This is a genomic window from Streptomyces sp. NPDC046881 (assembly GCF_040645015.1).
GTDB lineage: Bacteria > Actinomycetota > Actinomycetes > Streptomycetales > Streptomycetaceae > Streptomyces.
This window is the reverse complement of record NZ_JBEYXJ010000074.1, coordinates 28,829-44,440: the sequence shown is the minus strand read 5'-3', so window position 1 is coordinate 44,440 and position 15,612 is coordinate 28,829. Positions and strand designations below refer to the sequence as shown.

Annotated in this window: 11 protein-coding genes and 5 pseudogenes; 11 read left to right on the top strand and 5 right to left on the bottom strand. The window is 70.1% G+C overall.

All coding sequences use genetic code 11. The features are described from left to right. Positions 1–94, top strand: a pseudogene (locus ABZ923_RS28595) (PH domain-containing protein); the annotation flags it as partial. Between the two features lie 438 nt (positions 95–532). Here ABZ923_RS28595 and ABZ923_RS28590 read toward each other — a convergent pair. Then, a pseudogene (locus ABZ923_RS28590) lies at positions 533–1,186 on the bottom strand (AfsR/SARP family transcriptional regulator); the annotation flags it as partial. A gap of 484 nt (positions 1,187–1,670) precedes the next feature. On the opposite strand from ABZ923_RS28590, the gene ABZ923_RS28585 reads away from it, so the two are divergent. The 3 genes and pseudogenes from ABZ923_RS28585 to ABZ923_RS28575 all read left to right on the top strand — a co-directional run. Then, positions 1,671–2,249 carry a LuxR C-terminal-related transcriptional regulator gene (locus tag ABZ923_RS28585; RefSeq protein ID WP_361476892.1) on the top strand — a complete coding sequence of 193 codons (579 nt, stop codon included), beginning with the start codon at positions 1,671–1,673 and terminating at the stop codon, positions 2,247–2,249. Between the two features lie 248 nt (positions 2,250–2,497). Further along, entirely contained in the window at positions 2,498–4,099 is a 1,602-nt protein-coding gene (locus tag ABZ923_RS28580; RefSeq protein ID WP_361476894.1) for a GMC oxidoreductase, read from the top strand. 116 nt (positions 4,100–4,215) lie between these two features. Beyond that, a pseudogene (locus ABZ923_RS28575) lies at positions 4,216–4,302 on the top strand (thioesterase); the annotation flags it as partial. 31 nt (positions 4,303–4,333) lie between these two features. Here ABZ923_RS28575 and ABZ923_RS28570 read toward each other — a convergent pair. From ABZ923_RS28570 to ABZ923_RS28560, 3 genes and pseudogenes are all read right to left on the bottom strand, one after another. After that, positions 4,334–4,930: pseudogene (locus ABZ923_RS28570) on the bottom strand (transposase); the annotation flags it as partial. A 143-nt stretch (positions 4,931–5,073) separates the two neighbouring features. Then, on the bottom strand, positions 5,074–6,195 hold the full coding sequence (locus ABZ923_RS28565) for an NAD(P)/FAD-dependent oxidoreductase (protein WP_361476890.1): 1,122 nt from the start codon (positions 6,193–6,195) through the stop codon (positions 5,074–5,076). Positions 6,196–6,683: 488 nt separating this feature from the next. Beyond that, positions 6,684–7,736 (bottom strand): alcohol dehydrogenase catalytic domain-containing protein, encoded by a 1,053-nt coding sequence (locus ABZ923_RS28560; protein WP_361476888.1) that lies wholly within the window; start codon positions 7,734–7,736, stop codon positions 6,684–6,686. An 859-nt stretch (positions 7,737–8,595) separates the two neighbouring features. Here ABZ923_RS28560 and ABZ923_RS28555 point away from each other — a divergent pair. The 7 genes and pseudogenes from ABZ923_RS28555 to ABZ923_RS28525 form a co-directional block, all read left to right on the top strand. After that, positions 8,596–8,838, top strand: a pseudogene (locus ABZ923_RS28555) (DUF504 domain-containing protein); the annotation flags it as partial. Between the two features lie 316 nt (positions 8,839–9,154). Beyond that, positions 9,155–10,678, top strand: a complete 1,524-nt coding sequence (locus ABZ923_RS28550; RefSeq protein ID WP_361476886.1) for an ATP-binding protein — start codon at positions 9,155–9,157, stop codon at positions 10,676–10,678. 75 nt (positions 10,679–10,753) lie between these two features. Continuing rightward, positions 10,754–11,146: a roadblock/LC7 domain-containing protein gene (locus ABZ923_RS28545; protein WP_361476884.1), complete on the top strand. Its 393-nt coding sequence runs from the start codon at positions 10,754–10,756 to the stop codon at positions 11,144–11,146. Positions 11,147–11,149: 3 nt separating this feature from the next. Then, positions 11,150–11,536 carry a DUF742 domain-containing protein gene (locus ABZ923_RS28540; RefSeq protein ID WP_361476882.1) on the top strand — a complete coding sequence of 129 codons (387 nt, stop codon included), beginning with the start codon at positions 11,150–11,152 and terminating at the stop codon, positions 11,534–11,536. Further along, positions 11,514–12,137, top strand: coding sequence for an ATP/GTP-binding protein (locus ABZ923_RS28535; protein ID WP_361476880.1), 624 nt, complete (start codon positions 11,514–11,516; stop codon positions 12,135–12,137). The genes ABZ923_RS28540 and ABZ923_RS28535 overlap by 23 nt, the downstream gene beginning before the upstream one ends. After that, the gene (locus tag ABZ923_RS28530; protein WP_361476878.1) at positions 12,100–12,714 is read left to right on the top strand and encodes a GAF domain-containing protein; all 615 of its coding nucleotides are present in this window, start codon (positions 12,100–12,102) and stop codon (positions 12,712–12,714) included. The genes ABZ923_RS28535 and ABZ923_RS28530 overlap by 38 nt, the downstream gene beginning before the upstream one ends. A gap of 1,108 nt (positions 12,715–13,822) precedes the next feature. Then, positions 13,823–14,464 carry a hypothetical protein gene (locus ABZ923_RS28525; RefSeq protein WP_361476876.1) on the top strand — a complete coding sequence of 214 codons (642 nt, stop codon included), beginning with the start codon at positions 13,823–13,825 and terminating at the stop codon, positions 14,462–14,464. A 40-nt stretch (positions 14,465–14,504) separates the two neighbouring features. Here the strand turns inward: ABZ923_RS28525 and ABZ923_RS28520 are convergent, their stop codons facing one another. Further along, entirely contained in the window at positions 14,505–15,446 is a 942-nt protein-coding gene (locus ABZ923_RS28520) for a hypothetical protein (protein WP_361476874.1), read from the bottom strand. Positions 15,447–15,612 lie beyond the last annotated feature (166 nt).

Below are 15,612 nucleotides of genomic sequence, written 5' to 3'. Positions count from 1 at the left end.
GCTCGGCCCGGGGGAGCGGCTCAGCTTCGTCCTCACCGGCGCGCTGATCTTCTGGGTGCTCGCCCAGCTGGCCCGGGTGAAGGTGGTCGCCGACGGCCTCCGGGGCGGCTGCCGGCTCGGGTTCGTGCCCGGGCAGAGGCCGCCACGCGGCCGTCCCGGCTCGCGTGCCGGCGGCGTCCGCCCGTGCGTCCGGCGGCACATCGGTTCGTGCCCCCGGGTGGGCGTCGGCCTCTTCGCGCCCCTCGTGTGCGACGGCTGAGCCGCAGTCTGCCGGCCCGCCCGCGACGTCGGGTGCCACCGTTCGGCCCTGCCCCGGGGGCGCGGCCGCCCCGCCGTCACCGGAGCCGCCGGAGCCCGGCACGCCGTCGTCACCGGTCCCGTTGGTCACGGGCGGGACGTGGGACGCTCCGGTGGAACCGAGTGGTGTGGTGGACGGCTTCTTCGAGGGGAGACCCGCTCCCGGCTCCTGGCGCAGGATCGCGTGTCTGACGCGCCGTAGTTCGGCGGCAGTGTCCACGCCGAACTCCTCGATCAGATGGCTGCGCGTCCGCTCGTACACCTCGAGCGCCTCGGCCTGCCGCCCGAGCCGGGACAGCGCCGTCATGAGGTGGCCGACCAGCCGCTCCCGCGTGGGATGCCGGCGCGCCTCCCCGTCCAGCTCGGCGGCGACCTCCTCGGCCGCGCCGAGGGCCAGCCGCGCCTCCGCGCAGGACTCCACCCCGGTGAGCCGGATCTGTTCGAGCCGGGCGCACTCGTCGCTGAGCGGCGGATGGCCGTCGAACTCCGCGTACGGCGAGCCGCGCCACAGCCCCAGGGCCTCGGTGAGCCGGGCGTGCGCGGCGCGCGGATCACGCTGTTCCAGCAACCGCCGTCCGTCGGTGACCAGACGCTCGAAGCGATAGGCGTCGACGTGTTCGGGCTCGAGATCGAGGACGTAACCGTGCGTCCGGTGGCGCAGCACCGAAAGGTGGCCCGATCCCGTCGCTGTCTGCAGGGCCCGGCGCAGATGGGAGACATGGCTTTGGAGCGTGGCGACGGCGTGACGGGGCGCTTCGTCACCCCACAGCTCCTCGACGAGCAGCTCGGTGGGCACCACGCGGCCGAGGCGGACGAGCAGCAGGGCGAGCAGCGTGCGCCGGCGGGGCGGGCCGAGCGGCAGTTCCTCCCCGTTCCGCCGCGCCGTCATGGGCCCCAGAACGCTTAATAAGGGCTCGGCCTGGAAGGTTGCCGCGGGTAACACCTTTGCGGTCGGATGTGTGGGCATGACTGGTCCTCGTCTTTCTCGCGGATAGGGCTGGCCGACGGGCGGTTTCGAACGGGCCGGTCGCGCACCGTCTTCTGTGGATCTTGACATAGGGAAAGCGCCTTCCAGGCTGGAGATCCACCGATTGGCAAGAAAGCGGCAGGTGTGCGGCAAGGATTTCGACGGCGGGTCCGGAAAGCGACGGCGGCCGACGGCAAGGTGCCGTCAGCGGCTCGACCAGGACCCCGCAAGGCGGGTGGCGCAGGATGTGCGGCGTCTGGAGACACCGCTGGTCCCAGGGCCGACGACGCCCCTGTTGACGGCCTTCACGGCCGCTCACCAGCCTCCGAATTGATTTCGCGCTCAAGTTTTTCCGACAGGGAGGCCTCTCTTGCTGAGTCCAGCACCTGCAGCTCCGGGCCTGTGCATGGCGACCCTCGATAAAACCCTGACCATCCAGCAGGCGAACCAGGAGTTCTTCCGGCAGTTCAACGGCTCGTCCGAGGACATCTGCGGCCGCAATTTCCGTGACGTGGTGCACCCGAGCGTGCAGCAGCCACTGGTACGCCAATTCTCCAATTTGCTGGAAGGGAAGCACCAGCGATTCGTCACGCCCGTCATTGCCGTGGGACCTGGCGAGGAGTCCGCCTTCACCGTTCCCCTCACCGCGGTCGCGGTCCGCGGTGGCCTGCCCGACACGACCGCGATCCTGGTCATGATGCCCACGGCCGGTGACGCCGAGGGGACACGCGTGGTGCCCCAACGCAGGAAGATCCTCTCCGCGATGGACGCCCGCATCCTCGAAGGCATCGCGGCCGGCGTCTCCACGGTCCCCTTGGCGGCACGCCTCTACCTCAGCCGGCAGGGCGTCGAATACCACGTCACCTGCCTGCTGCGGAAGCTGAAGGTACCCAACCGCGCCGCGCTGGTCTCCCGTGCCTACTCCCTGGGCGTGCTCAAGGTCGGAACCTGGCCCCCCGAGGTCGTGGACGACTTCGTGAAGTGAACGCGCCCCCGGCCCGCGCCGGGCGCCCGCTCACGCCGGTGGCTGCGGCAGCGCTCACCCGGTCCGAACGCGGTACCGCCCAACCCGCCGCTCACGGAGCGCCCGCCCTTCAGCCCACCGCTCCGGCCGGCCTCCCTCATGCTCCGTCGTCCTCCGTCGTCCTTGTTCGTCCTTCTTCGTCCCGTTCCCGTTCCCCGAAGTTCAGGAGCCACAGCGTGAACGCACATCAGCCTCTCTCGCGCCGCCGCATGCTCGGCCTGACGGCCTTGGGCGCTGCCGCACTCGCGGGGCAGACCACGATCACCGCCGCGCCCCGGGCGGCCGCGGCCACCGCAGCCGGCGGCACGTTCGTCCCCGCCGTCGTGGTCGGCACCGGTTACGGCGCGGCCGTCTCCGCCCTGCGTCTCGGCGAGGCAGGGGTCCCCACCCTGATGCTGGAGATGGGCCGGCTGTGGAACCAGCCGGGTCCGGACGGCAACGTGTTCTGCGGGATGCTGGGACCCGACAAGCGCTCCAGCTGGTTCAAGACCCGCACCGAGGCCCCGCTCGGCTCCTTCCTGTGGCTCGACCTCGCCAACCGGGACATCGAGCCCTATGCGGGTGTCCTGGACCGGGTCAACTTCGACCAGATGTCCGTGTACGTGGGACGCGGTGTGGGCGGCGGATCGCTCGTCAACGGCGGCATGGCGGTCACGCCCCGGCGGTCGTACTTCGAGGAGGTGCTGCCCCAGGTCGACGCCGACGAGATGTACACCACGTACTTCCCGCGCGCGAACTCCGCCCTCCGGGTCAACACCGTCGACAAGGGCTGGTTCGAGGAGACCGACTGGTACACGTTCGCGCGTGTCTCACGGCAGCAGGCCTCGAACGCGGGCCTGGGCACCACCTTCGTGCCCAACGTCTACGACTGGGACTACATGCGCCGCGAGGCGGACGGCGCGGTGCCCAAGTCCGCACTGGCCGCCGAGGTCATCTACGGCAACAACCACGGCAAGGTCTCACTCGACAAGAGCTACCTGGCGGCCGCCTTGGGCACCGGAAAGGTCACCATCGAGACCTTGCACCAGGTCAAGACGATCCGTCAGCAGAGCGACGGCACCTACCTGCTGAGCGTCGAACAGCGGGACACCGGCGGCAAGCTGCTCGCGACCAAGGAGGTCTCCTGCCGCCACCTCTTCCTCGGCGCGGGCAGCCTCGGCTCGACCGAACTGCTGCTGCGCGCCCGGGAGACCGGCACCCTCCCGAACCTCAGCTCCGAGGTCGGCGGAGGCTGGGGCCCCAACGGCAACGTCATGACCGCCCGCGCCAACCACCTGTGGAACCCCACGGGCACCAAGCAGTCGTCGATCCCCGCCCTCGGCATCGACGACTGGGACAACCCGGACACCCCCGTCTTCGCCGAGATCGCCCCCATGCCGGCGGGTGTCGAGACCTGGGTCAGCCTCTACCTGGCCATCACCAAGAACCCGGAGCGCGGCTCCTTCGTCTACGACTCCGCCAAGGACCGTGCGGACCTGCGCTGGACCCGGGACCAGAACGCGCCGGCGGTCGCAGCCGCGAAGTCGCTGTTCGACCGCATCAACAAGGCGAACGCCACCATGTACCGGTACGACCTCTTCGGCAAGCAGATCAAGGCCTTCGCCGACGACTTCTGCTACCACCCGCTCGGCGGGTGCGTCCTCGGCAAGGCCACCGACAACTACGGCCGCGTCGCCGGATACAAGAACCTCTACGTCACCGACGGTTCGCTCATCCCCGGCAGTATCGGCGTCAACCCGTTCGTGACCATCACGGCGCTGGCGGAGCGGAACGTCGAGCGGATCCTCAAGGAGGATGTCGCGGCTTCCTGACCAGCGGTGGGCGGGGCCCGCCCGAGCCCCGCCACCCTCTCCTCCCGGCGAACGCCCCGCCACGGTGGGCGGTCGAACCGAAACCGAAAAGGAACGCTTCCGAGAATTCCCCGCTCGCCGAGGACAACGGCCTCTGGCTCCGCAGGTTCCACGCGCGCCCCGACAGCCGCGTCCGGCTGGTCTGTCTGCCCCACGCGGGCGGCCTCATCGGCGCGGACGGGGAACCCAGGTTACGGCGCGGAGACGTGGGTCCTGGTCGCAGGCTTCGTCACCGGTCACCCAGGGCGCGGTGATTCCGGCGTCCAGCGCTGCGGCGATCATCTCCCCGGTCAGGCAGGGGTTGGTCTGGAACCGCACTTCGTCGGGTATTCCGGCAGCGTGGCGGCGTTCTGGATCACCGGCCCATGAGTGCTCGGGCAGGTGAAGCCGACGGTCGCTCAGAGCACGTCCCCGGCTGGTTGCCAGCGCAAGGAAAACGCCGACCTGGGAGTTCTCGATGCGTCCCGCAGTGCCGGTGTACTGCCTCTGCACCCCTGCCGAGGACCGGCCCTTCGTCAGGAAGCCGGTCTCGTCCACGATCAGGACACCGTCGGGGGCGGCGAGGTGTTCGGCGGCGTAGGAACGCAGGTCGTCGCGGACCGCGTCCCAGCAGGCATAGCGCAGTAGACGCTGCAACGACCCGGGTCGCGTATAGCCCGCTTGCTCGGCCATCTGCCAGCAGTTCTTCCGCTCCACGCCCGACGGCAGCCCGAGCAGGTAGGAGCGGGCTGACGCGCGGGGCTCAACCCGCCGGAACCGGGCCGTGATCCGGGCCATGACCTGGTCGAACATCGCCCACCAACGGGCAGGATCTGGGCTATGCCGTGCAGCCATCGCACGATCTTCAAGAGTCGAGACAACGCCCGATGATCATGTGATGGCCGGGCCCGTTCCCTGCCGGGTCCGCGACAAGATCGCGAACCCGGACTGAGGTGTCAGGAGCGATCGAACAGAGTGACTACGCTCCGCGGTGCTTCCTGGCCGAAGAAGATCTCCAGGTTCTGCGCCGAGCGGCTGGCGGCGTCGCCACTACGCAGGAACAGCGGCTCTTCGTAGGTGGTGAGCGCGACCTCGATGTCGGGTTGCTCGACCAGCTTGCTCGCCAGGTCTGCGCCGTCGTACATGGCGAGGTTCGCACCCTCGCCGGCGAAGGGCGACATCAGATGCGCGGCGTCGCCGACGAGCGTCACGCCGGGCACCCTGTCCCATGTGAGCCCGACGGGCAGGGCGTAGATGGGTCGGAGCCACGGTTCCACGTCGCTCTGTGTCACGAAGGCGGTGAGCAGCGGCGACCAGCCGTCGAACTCGTCGGCAAGTCGACGGAGGCCGGCGGACGGGTCGCCGAAGTCGATCGACCTCATCCACCCCTCGGGCTTGTTCAGCGCCACGTATCCGCGCACGTGCCCGTCGGCGTAGCGATGCGCGATGATGCCTTTGCCCGGCGCGACTGCCATCAGCGTGCCGCTGCCGATCGCGGCCACGCTCGCCCGACAGTCCTGACCGCCCGAGGCGAGGCCGATCTCGATGAAGCAGGTTCCGCTGTAGACAGGCTTGGCGGGGGTGAGCAGCGGACGCAGCTTCGACCAGGCACCGTCCGCGCCGATGACGATGTCGGCGCGCGAGGCGGAACCTTCTGCGAAGGTGAGGACGTAGCCGCCCTCCGGAAGGTACCGGACCGAGGTGACCTTGTGACCCCACCTGATCGTCCCGGGCGCCAACGAGTCGACGAGCAGGCGCCTGAGTTCGCCACGGTCCACCTCAGGACGGGCCGAATCGGGGTCCGCAGGCATGTCGAACAGGATCGTGCCGTGGTGGTCGACCACACGCTTGGCGTCCTCGCCCGGGCGGACCAGAGTGAGGAACTCGTCGTACAGACCAGCTGCGTGAAGCGCGACCTGTCCGGTCTCTTCGTGGATGTCAAGCAGGCCGCCCTGTGCACGGGTCGTCGCCGAAGCCTCACCCTCGTAGATCGTCGCGGCGACGCCGTGAGCCTGAAGCACCCGCGCGAGCGTCAGCCCGCCCAGTCCCGCTCCGACAATGGCGATGGTCTTCTGCATGCTGCGCTCCTCTGTAGCGCCGACACGTGCCGGCGATGGTCAGCGCCAAAAGCGGACGGGATGCCCGATCTCGGCAAGGAGACGCTCACCGATCAGAACCATCTGCATCGATGTACGAGCGATGTCCGGCGGGTGGACCGCGGAACATCGTTTTTCGCGACCTCGTGACTATAGCTCGGCATCCGCCTCGCGGTGACCGGGACCGCTCACGCTGCGACGCACCGCGCCAGCCACGTTCATCCTCGACAGTCGCCTCGACCGGCTCGGCAGTGTTGCCGGAAAGATGACACTCGCTCGCCCCGGCCCATCCGACGCAGACACCACCAGGCAACAGCCCCGCGCAACCACTCCCGACGACGGACCGCCGACGAGCCCACCGGATGGATCACGAAACCGGACTGGACTATTAAGGACCCGTCCGGTCGCTCGGGTGGCCTCGGAACGGTCCGATCACCGGCGAGACCCGGTTCGCGGGCCTGCGCCGGAGATCAGCGGGTGGGGTCGAGAACGATCTTGCGGACGCCGTCGGAGCGGCCTGCGAACAGCTCGTACGCCGCCGGGCCTTCGGAGAGGCCGAAGCGGTGGGAGACCACGGCCTCGGGCCTGATCCGGCCGGCACGGGTGAGGGCGATCAGGGGAGGGAGTTCGTAATGCACCGAGCACAGCCCGATGGCGAACTCGAGTTCCTTGATCTGCGCCATTCCCATGTGGAAGGGAAATGCCTTGCTCTGGCTGACCCCGACGACGCTGACCCGGCCGGCCTGCCGGACGGCCTTGAGGGCGAGCTTGATGGTGGCGTCCGAGCCCACAGCCTCCACCACGGCGTCCGGCCCGCGTCCGCCGGTCATCTCGCGTATGGCAGTCCGCGCGTCCTCGCCCTCGACCGGCTCCACACCCAGGGTGGCGGCGAAGGCGCGGCGCTCCGCGACCAGGTCCGTGCCCAGCACCCGCGCGGCGCCCATCGCGAAGGCGGACTGGGCGGCCATGAGGCCGACCGGGCCGAGGCCGATGACCAGGACGGTCTCACCGGGCTGGATGCGGGCACGGCGGCAGCCGTACCAGGCCGTGGGGGCGTTGTCCGTCAGGACGACGGCGGCTTCGTCGGAGATGTCCTCCGGCAGGTGCACCAGATTGACATCGGCGTACGGCACCGCGAGGGCCTTGGCCTGGCTGCCCGGGAGCTGCGGGCTCACTCCGTAGCACAGTTCCGTGCTGGACTTGGCGCGCTCGCACCGGGCGGTGAACCCGGCGGCGCACGACCGGCATTGGGCACAGCCGACCGAGGCGGGCACCAGAACCCGGTCCCCGGGCCTGAAGCGGGTGACCTGGTCGCCGGTGTCGACGACCACGCCGACGCACTCGTGTCCCGGTGTGTAGCCCAGTTCCGGGCTGAACGGGTTGCCGCGGTAGATGTGCAGGTCGCTGCCGCAGATGCCGGCCGCGGTCACCTGCACCACCGCGTCCGTGGGGCTGGTGACGGCCGGGTCGGGGACATCCTCGTAGCGGATGTCGTGACGGCCGTGGTAGGTCAGTGCTTTCACCGGATTCTCCCTCCCCTCAGCCGGTCAGTCCGCGATCTTCAGCACCAGCTTGCCGTGGTTGTCACTGCCGTCGTCGCGTTCCACGCCCCCACGGGGCATACCAGCCAGTCGGTACGGAGGGTGAGCGTACGGGTGCCGTGCCGCCGGAGACAAGAGGGGGCCGGTGCGACGTACGGCTCATGCGCGCGGTCGGCCCTTGTCCGTCGGACTCAGCGCAGGCGGAACCGGTCGAGGTTCATGACCTTGTCCCAGGCGGCCACGAAGTCACGTGCGAGGCATACACCTCGGAGGGGGCTCGGAGCTGGGAGTGTGAGCTGAAGACGAGGTCGACCGCGGTGGCGGTCCACTTGATGCGCGCCCCGGTGGTGGGGTAGCCGGGGGAGTAGCGCGGCGCGTGCTGCCGGTGCCCTGCCGGCAACAGCCAGCGCGCGCTGTGGTGTCCAGTGAGGACGACGGAACGCAGGAGCAGGCGATTGAGTGCGCCCGCGCCCGGTGACATGACACTCCGGTGCCGAGGATGGTCGCCGGCATGGTCGGTTGTATTGGTTCGCCGTGCCGTGCTCGCGCGCCGCCGAATGACGGTGACCCGCTTTCTGGTGGCCGTTCTCGCCGGGGAGATCCGCTCAGAGACCCTTTGGGACGAGTTCCCGCTGCCGCATCACGACATCGGCCCAGCCCGCGAGATTTAGGTCCAGGCAGCCCGGAGCGGGCGCCCGAGTGCCTGTGATCGCAGCATGACGGCGTCCGTCCTTGGCAGTGGGCTCCTAGCGGGCGGGCCGGTGCCCGGGTGAGTGAGGAAGCGCTGCCGAGGGCGGGGGCATCGTGGAGGTAGAGGTGTGACGGCCGGAGAGGAGGCGTGATGCGAACCAGTGACGAGATCTACCACCGCATCCGCTGGGACCCGCGGTTCGACCCGGCCCGGTTCGTGCTGGGGATCAGCCGGCGCGGGGGTGCCGTCCAACCCATCCCCCTGACGTCCTTCGTGCCCGGCGGCGACATCCCTTGGCACCGGTTGGTGTTCATCGAGGCGGATGGCTGGGTGGTCTGGGATCGGGCCACGGGCGTGGACCGCATCGACGCTTCGGGCGCGGTCCGGGTACGGGACCGCAACGGCTGACCCCGCCCGGCTCGCTGCCCGACGGAATTCGCCGTGGAGGCGCGGCGATTGCGCACAGCCTGCTGGTGACGGCCGCGGGCACGACGCCGGCCCCGTGCTGGTGACCTTGCCCCCACTCGCGGGTCTGGAACCGCAGCTTCGGAAAGCGTTCAAAGTACAACGGTTCGATTTCTTACCGCGCCAGGGCTGACACCGGGGTCCCGGTGCGCGATAACGTGCGCGCTCGGCCTGATCATCGTACTGTCCGGGGACTGATATGCCTGATCCTTCCATGCCGCCGGACGACCGGCCAGCGTCGCCCGTGACGTCCCGTGTGACGGCCGAGTCGCCGGCCGGGTCCTTGAGACGGCGTCTGGTGGTGTCGTCCGTGCTGCCGCCGGGCGTGGTCGCCGTGACCGGTGCGGTGGCCACCGCGCTGGCCTGCGATGGCCACCTGGACCGGGCGTACCAGGGCGCGCTGTTCGGCGGCGTGGGACTCATCGGCACACTGGCGGTCGCGGTCGCGGGCATACGGGCTTCGGCGCAGGCGCGAGCAGTCACCAAGCACTGGGCGGAGCTGTCCCGCGCAGCCGACCGAAACCGTGCCGAGCTGGCCGAGTTGACCCGTGCCACAGCCGAGGGCAGGGCCGAACTGGAATCGCTGTGCCGTCGGTTGCGGGCCGGTCAGCGGCCTGTGCGGCGCCGGCCGGAACTCCCGCCGCAGACCGGCCCGGACGAACTCTCCCGCCTCGGATTCGAGATCGCTGTGGCCCGGCACGACGCGGAGGCAGCCCTGCTGGAGACCGCCGCCTCCGCGATCGGTGCGGAACACCACTCCCGGCTGGAGCAGTTCGAGGTGTTCGCCAACCTGGCGCGCCGTCTGGAGTCCCTGGTGCACCGCGAGATCGTCCTGCTGGACGCCCTGGAGAACGAGGTCGAGGACCCCGACCTGCTCAAGGGGCTGTTCCGGGTGGACCACCTGTCCACCCGGATCCGCCGCTACGCCGAGAACCTGGCCGTGCTCGGCGGCGCGAACACCCACCGCCAGTGGACCCGCCCCGTCAGCCTGACCGACGTGCTGCGTTCCGCCGTCGCCGAGATCGACCAGTACGCCCGGGTCAAGCTGGTCCCGCCCGTCGAGGGATCGGTCAGCGGCCACGCCGTGGTCGACGTCGTCCATCTGCTGGCCGAGCTACTGGAGAACGCGACGGTCTTCTCACCGCCCCAGACCACCGTGCACGTGCGGGTGGAGCCCGTCGCCGCGGGGGTGGCGATCGAGGTCGAGGACCGGGGCCTGGGCATGTCCGCGGCCGAGCGCGGACAGATGAACACCGTTTTGAGTGCACCCGACAAGGTCGCGCTCGGCGAACTGCTGCAAGACGGCCGCATCGGCCTGTACGTGGTCTCCGTCCTGGCTCAGCGGCACGACATCGCCGTGCAGTTGCAGAGCAACGTCTACGGCGGCACCCAGGCCGTCATGGTGCTGCCCCAGGCACTGCTCGGTCCGCAGCCGGCAGCTCCCGCTCCGGCGCTCCACACCGTCCCGGCTTCTGACGCGGAGCCGCACGGCTCGGGGGAGACCGAGGCGGTGGACCCCCGGGCGGCAGAGGCGGGCGTCGGTGCGGATCCGAGCGTGTCCGATCCCGGACCCGAGCACGCTCCGGCCTGCTCCGACAGCGAGGACGACCGCCCGCGGCTGCCTCAACGCCGCCGCCAGGACCATGCCGCCGAGGCGCCGCAGCCGGGCCGCGGCGCCGGTGCTGCCGAGGACATCGCGCACGACCCCGGCCTGATGGCCGCGTTCCAGACCGGACTACGCAGGGCCGAGGAAGCGCAGACGCCCTGATGACCGAGGCCGCCGTGAAGGCCCCAGGTCCGTGCAGCAAAACGTTTCCTTCTGCCGAAGAGGAGTACAGAGATCGTGGCGAGTGAAGACCTTTCCTGGCTGTTGACGGGTCTGGTGAACCGGGTGCCGCACACCCGAAGCGCGTTGTTGCTGTCCTCGGACGGGCTGGTGAAGGCAGCCGAGGGGCTCGACAAGGACGCCGCGGACCAGTTGGCCGCGCTCGCCAGTGGGCTGTACTCGCTGGCGCGCAGCGCGGGCCGGCACTTCGACGACGGCGGTGACGTGCGACAGATCGTGACGGAGCTCAGCTCCTCGCTGCTGTTCGTCTCGTCCGCCGGGCACGGCGCGGTGCTGGCGGTGCTGGCCGGACGCGATGCGGACGCGGCGGTACTGGGCTACGAGATGGGGATGATGGTGAAGAGCGTGCGTCCGCACCTGGCCACACCGCCCCGGCACCCGGTGGGGTGACCGATGACGCCGGTCCTCCCAGACGGACCGCAGCTCGACGAAGCGGCCGGACGGCTGGTCCGTCCCTACACCGTGAGCGACGGCCGGACCAGGGCCACGTCCCACTTCACACTGGTGACCACGGTGCGGGCCACCGGCGCCCAGACGCAGGGCGCCTACGGCCTGGAGCATGCGCAGGTCCTGGCGCTGTGCGAACAGCCGGTGAGCGTGGCCGAGGTCGCGGCCCGGATGCAGGTGCCCGCCGCCGTGGTCAAGGTACTGCTGTCCGATCTGGCCGAGGGAGGCGCGGTGGTCGCAGGTGACACGCGCCCGGCGCTCACGGGCCCCTGCGCACGACCTGATCGAGACCTCCTGGAAGCGATACGCGATGGCCTCCTCAAGCGACTGTGACCCGCTGCCCGCCGACGTCCTGCCGGTGGGCGTCAAGGTGCTGATCGCCGGCGGCTTCGGCGTGGGAAAGACCACCTTCGTCAACGCGCTCAGCGAGATCGAGCCACTGAGCACCGAGGAGATGCTGACCGCCGTCAGCGCGGCCACGGACCGGCTGGACGGAGTGGAGAACAAGGCCACCACCACGGTGGCCATGGACTTCGGCCGGATCACGCTCAGTCCGTCCCACGTCCTGTACCTGTTCGGCACGCCCGGGCAGGAGCGCTTCTGGTTCATGTGGGACGAACTCTCCGAGGGAGCGCTCGGAGCGGTGGTCCTCGCCGACACCCGCAGGCTGGAGCACTCCTTCGCGGCGGTGGACTTCTTCGAGCGGCGCGGCATCCCCTTCGTCGTCGCCGTCAACGAGTTCGACGGGGCTCACCGCTACCGCGCGCAGGAGGTGCGGACCGCGCTCGACCTCAGGCCGGAGGTGCCGGTGGTGCTCTGCGACGCCCGCGTCCAGAACTCGGGCATACGCGTGCTGCTCGATCTGGTTCAGCATCTGATCACGACAAGGAGTTCCCATGGCAGCGACACCGACCAACCCACCGTCCGGGCCTGAGTCCGGGATCGCCCTGCGCCATCTGCTCCTCCCCCCGGAGGATCCGCAGGTGCGCGCCCGATCCGAGCGGCTGCGCGAGCTGGGTATCGATGCTCGCCCGGATGCCGAACTCGACGCCTTCGCACGGGAGCTGGCACACCGTACCGGCGGCTGCTACGCCGGGGTCAACTTCTTCCTCGACGCCGACCGCCAGTACTTCGCAGGGCTGTACAGCGCCGCGCAGGACACCACGGCTCACGTGGGGCCGCCGTTGCTGGAGGAACCGGTGCCCGACCGCGTCATGCCCCGCGACATCGACATGGGCATCTGCCCGCACGTGGTCAAGCGCCGCCGGGCGCTGGTGCTGGAGGACATCCGCGATTTCCCGCGGTTCGCCGGCAACCCGGTGGTCGACGCGATCGGTGTCCACTCCTACCTGGGCGCACCGCTGATAGACAGGACCGGCGTGGTGCTGGGCACCATCTGCGTGGTCGACCAGGACCCGCAGCCCTGGGGGCGCGAGGGGCTGGAAACCATCAAGGCCATGGCTGCCGAACTGGTCGAGCGGCTGGAGGCGTCGGCGAGCCGCCGCGACTGACCGGCCCTGTCGGACGCGGGGCCGCCTGAAAGCGGCGCCTACGGTGTTCCTCTCTCAGTGGTGCTGCACCAAGGCCCGTGCATGCAGGACCTTCGTCCTGCAGCACGCGGCCGACGTCCGGCCCAGTGGCATACCCGCGGCTCCCTCCACGCGGCGACTGCCAGGAAGGGGCGGCCGGCCGGTGCCGTCGTGCTCGGCCGCGCCACCAGGCGCCTGCTGGCCGGCGCCTGACGGGAGATCCTCATCTACTACTGGGGCACTCGACCGTTGCGACTGGTCACCGGTGCTGCCGGAGCCGGTAGGAGTGCTCGTTCTTGGCGGCGGTAGCGCCAGCGCCGCCTGCACAGCCGGGCCCCCGTCCCCACCGCTCCCGGGCACACCGCAGCCCGCTACAGGCTGTACCCCGCAGGTTCTCAAGCCGTAGACGACTCACCGCATGCCGCGCCCCAAGTGCTGCCCCGCAACCGCGCGACCATGACGATGCACGGCCCACCTCGACGAGCGGACGTTCGCGACGAAGGGCGAGCTGGCCTGGGACATCGTCCGCCGCTGCCTGGCCGTGGCGCGGCCGCGCCCGGGAATCAGGGCGCGCGCTCAGCCGGTTGCGCGTCGGCGAGGCCGCCGCGCCCGTGCCGCCGTCAGCACGGCGGCGACCCAGGCGGGGGAGAGGTCAGGGCGGGCACGGTGCAGGCATGCGGGGTGACGCCACCGGCCGAAGGCAGCGCGGGCGACATCGACGCCTACTTCCACCACCAGCTCGGGTTCCACCAGCGTGACGTTCAGCGTCTGGCGGCTGCCGCACCCGGCCGAGAACGACCGGCTTGTCCAGGGATGACCGGCTGTGTTGGGTGGGTAGCCCGGCGATCGTGCTGCTCGGCGCCTGGGCGAGAGTGGTGGTGCGGCCGGTGTACTGAAGTCGGCCGTCGTTGTCGTACGTGCCGAGTAGCAGACTGGTGGGGGCGGCAAGGAACCGGCGATCGCGTCGGTGGTCGCGGAGCTGGGTGGGCACTGACCTGAAAACGCCCATGCCGAACGTACAGCCCCCCTCCGCCAACTGCCCATATCATCAACCCGGGTTCGCGCGTGCGGCGCGGGGAGAGGGGTGGGGATGACAGAGCTGGAGCTGCTGAGTCTGGCCTTGGTGCCCTTTGCCACCTACTACGGCGTGGCCCGGCAACGCCGCTGGCGCACCCTGTTGCCGGGGTTGTATGCCCTGGTCGGCGTGCTGCTTTACGCCAACGACGACATGCACGGCTGGCGCATGGCGTGGTATCTCGCCGACCTGGTCGCGATGCTGCTGATACTGCGCTTCCTGAACAGCCCCGAGCGGGTGGACCGGCTGGTCGAGCGAATCTGGGCGCTGACACCGCCCGTGGAGTCCGACAGAACCGGCGTGGAGCAGGAGCTGCACCGCCTGTCCGACGAACCTCGGCTGCGCTGGATGTGCCTGGAACTCGACACCGGTGGCGACCTGTTGGTCACCACGAACCTGAACGGCCGGTCGTCGCGGCGCCGGTTCCGTGTGGCGGAAGAGTGCCCCCATTGCCTCCTGGAAGGGCTTCTCGCGTCATTCGTCGCCGTCGAGCCGGTCGAGCACATCGAGTTCTACCGCACCGGAACTTCTCAGGGAGAGGGATACGCCGCGTACGTCTACTTCGACAGGCCCACGGCAGGCGTACGCATCGACGTCGCTCAGACCAGCCGTATGGTGGCCCTGCCGGCCGGCGACTGTTCCGTTCACGCCCTATGAGCCGCGCAGCGCCGCGGCGGCCGGTTTCCGGGCGCCCGTGTCAGCTGCCGCCGAGGGTCCGGTGCCGGTGCGCGAGGTGCCGGAGCCGGGCGGCGTCGACCTGCTCCCGCAATCGGGCCTCGACACGTTCTCGGGCGGTCGGGTCCTGACTCTCCTCCCACCACGCCTCGCCTGTCTCGGCCCGCCACTCCTCCGCTGCGTCCGGCTGCGCCCCCAGACGAAGAAGTTGGCAGCGGCAAGGGCGGTAGCGCAAGCGGTCGGGATGTTCCGTGCCCGGATCCCATCGGGCCAGGAGGAGGGCGACGTCCGTTGCGTCGTGGTGCTCGGCCAGACCTCGCACGCGATCGGCGTACGTCAGCACCTCCAACTCCCAGCACAGCGCGCAGTACCGGCACCAGGGCACCGTTTCCCCGTTGGCGCGGACCAGGTCCGCGATGGCGTCGGCCAGCGGCCGGGGCAGATAACCGTGCGCAGCGAGGTGGGCCAGTTGCAGGAGGTCCCTGACGGGATGGGGTGCCTCCCAGGCGGCTGTGATGTGTCCGGCAGCCAGGACTGTGTCGTCGGCGTCGCGGCGGCGGGCCAGGAGGCGAACGTCGAACAGAGCCCGCTCCTCCCCCGCGGCCCCGGCATCCCGTTCCGACGGATCCATGTCCCACCTGAGGTGGTACTCCAACGCACCGTCGGCAGGTGACCCGGCTTCGAGCGGCAGATGGAGGACGTGTGACGACTCGGCATGCACGCGTGGGATCATGTCCTCCCACCGGTCACCGGGCGGCAGAGCCGACGAAGGTGGCAACCGGCGGCGCAGTGAGGTAATGCGAGCGCGGAACAGCCGAAGCCGCAGCCGTAGAGCGGTCTCGGACGCGGGGGCGAGGTCGGCCGGGGGCCGCACGACAATCACGGCGTGCCCTGCGAGGACACCAACCGGCTGCTCCGACTCGAATCGCAGGTCCAGCACCCCGGCTCCGCTGTCGGACATCACGGGCACACCCTCCTCGGTCGGAACGCGTCATCGGAACACCTGGTACGCCCGTGTTCCCTCCGGGCGAAGCTACGGGTCGGCTGCCCGGGTCGGCAATGCCGCGACAGCGCCCGGGATGTGTCGTGGTCCACGAGGCCGACGGTTCGTTGCCGACGCCGCAACAGGA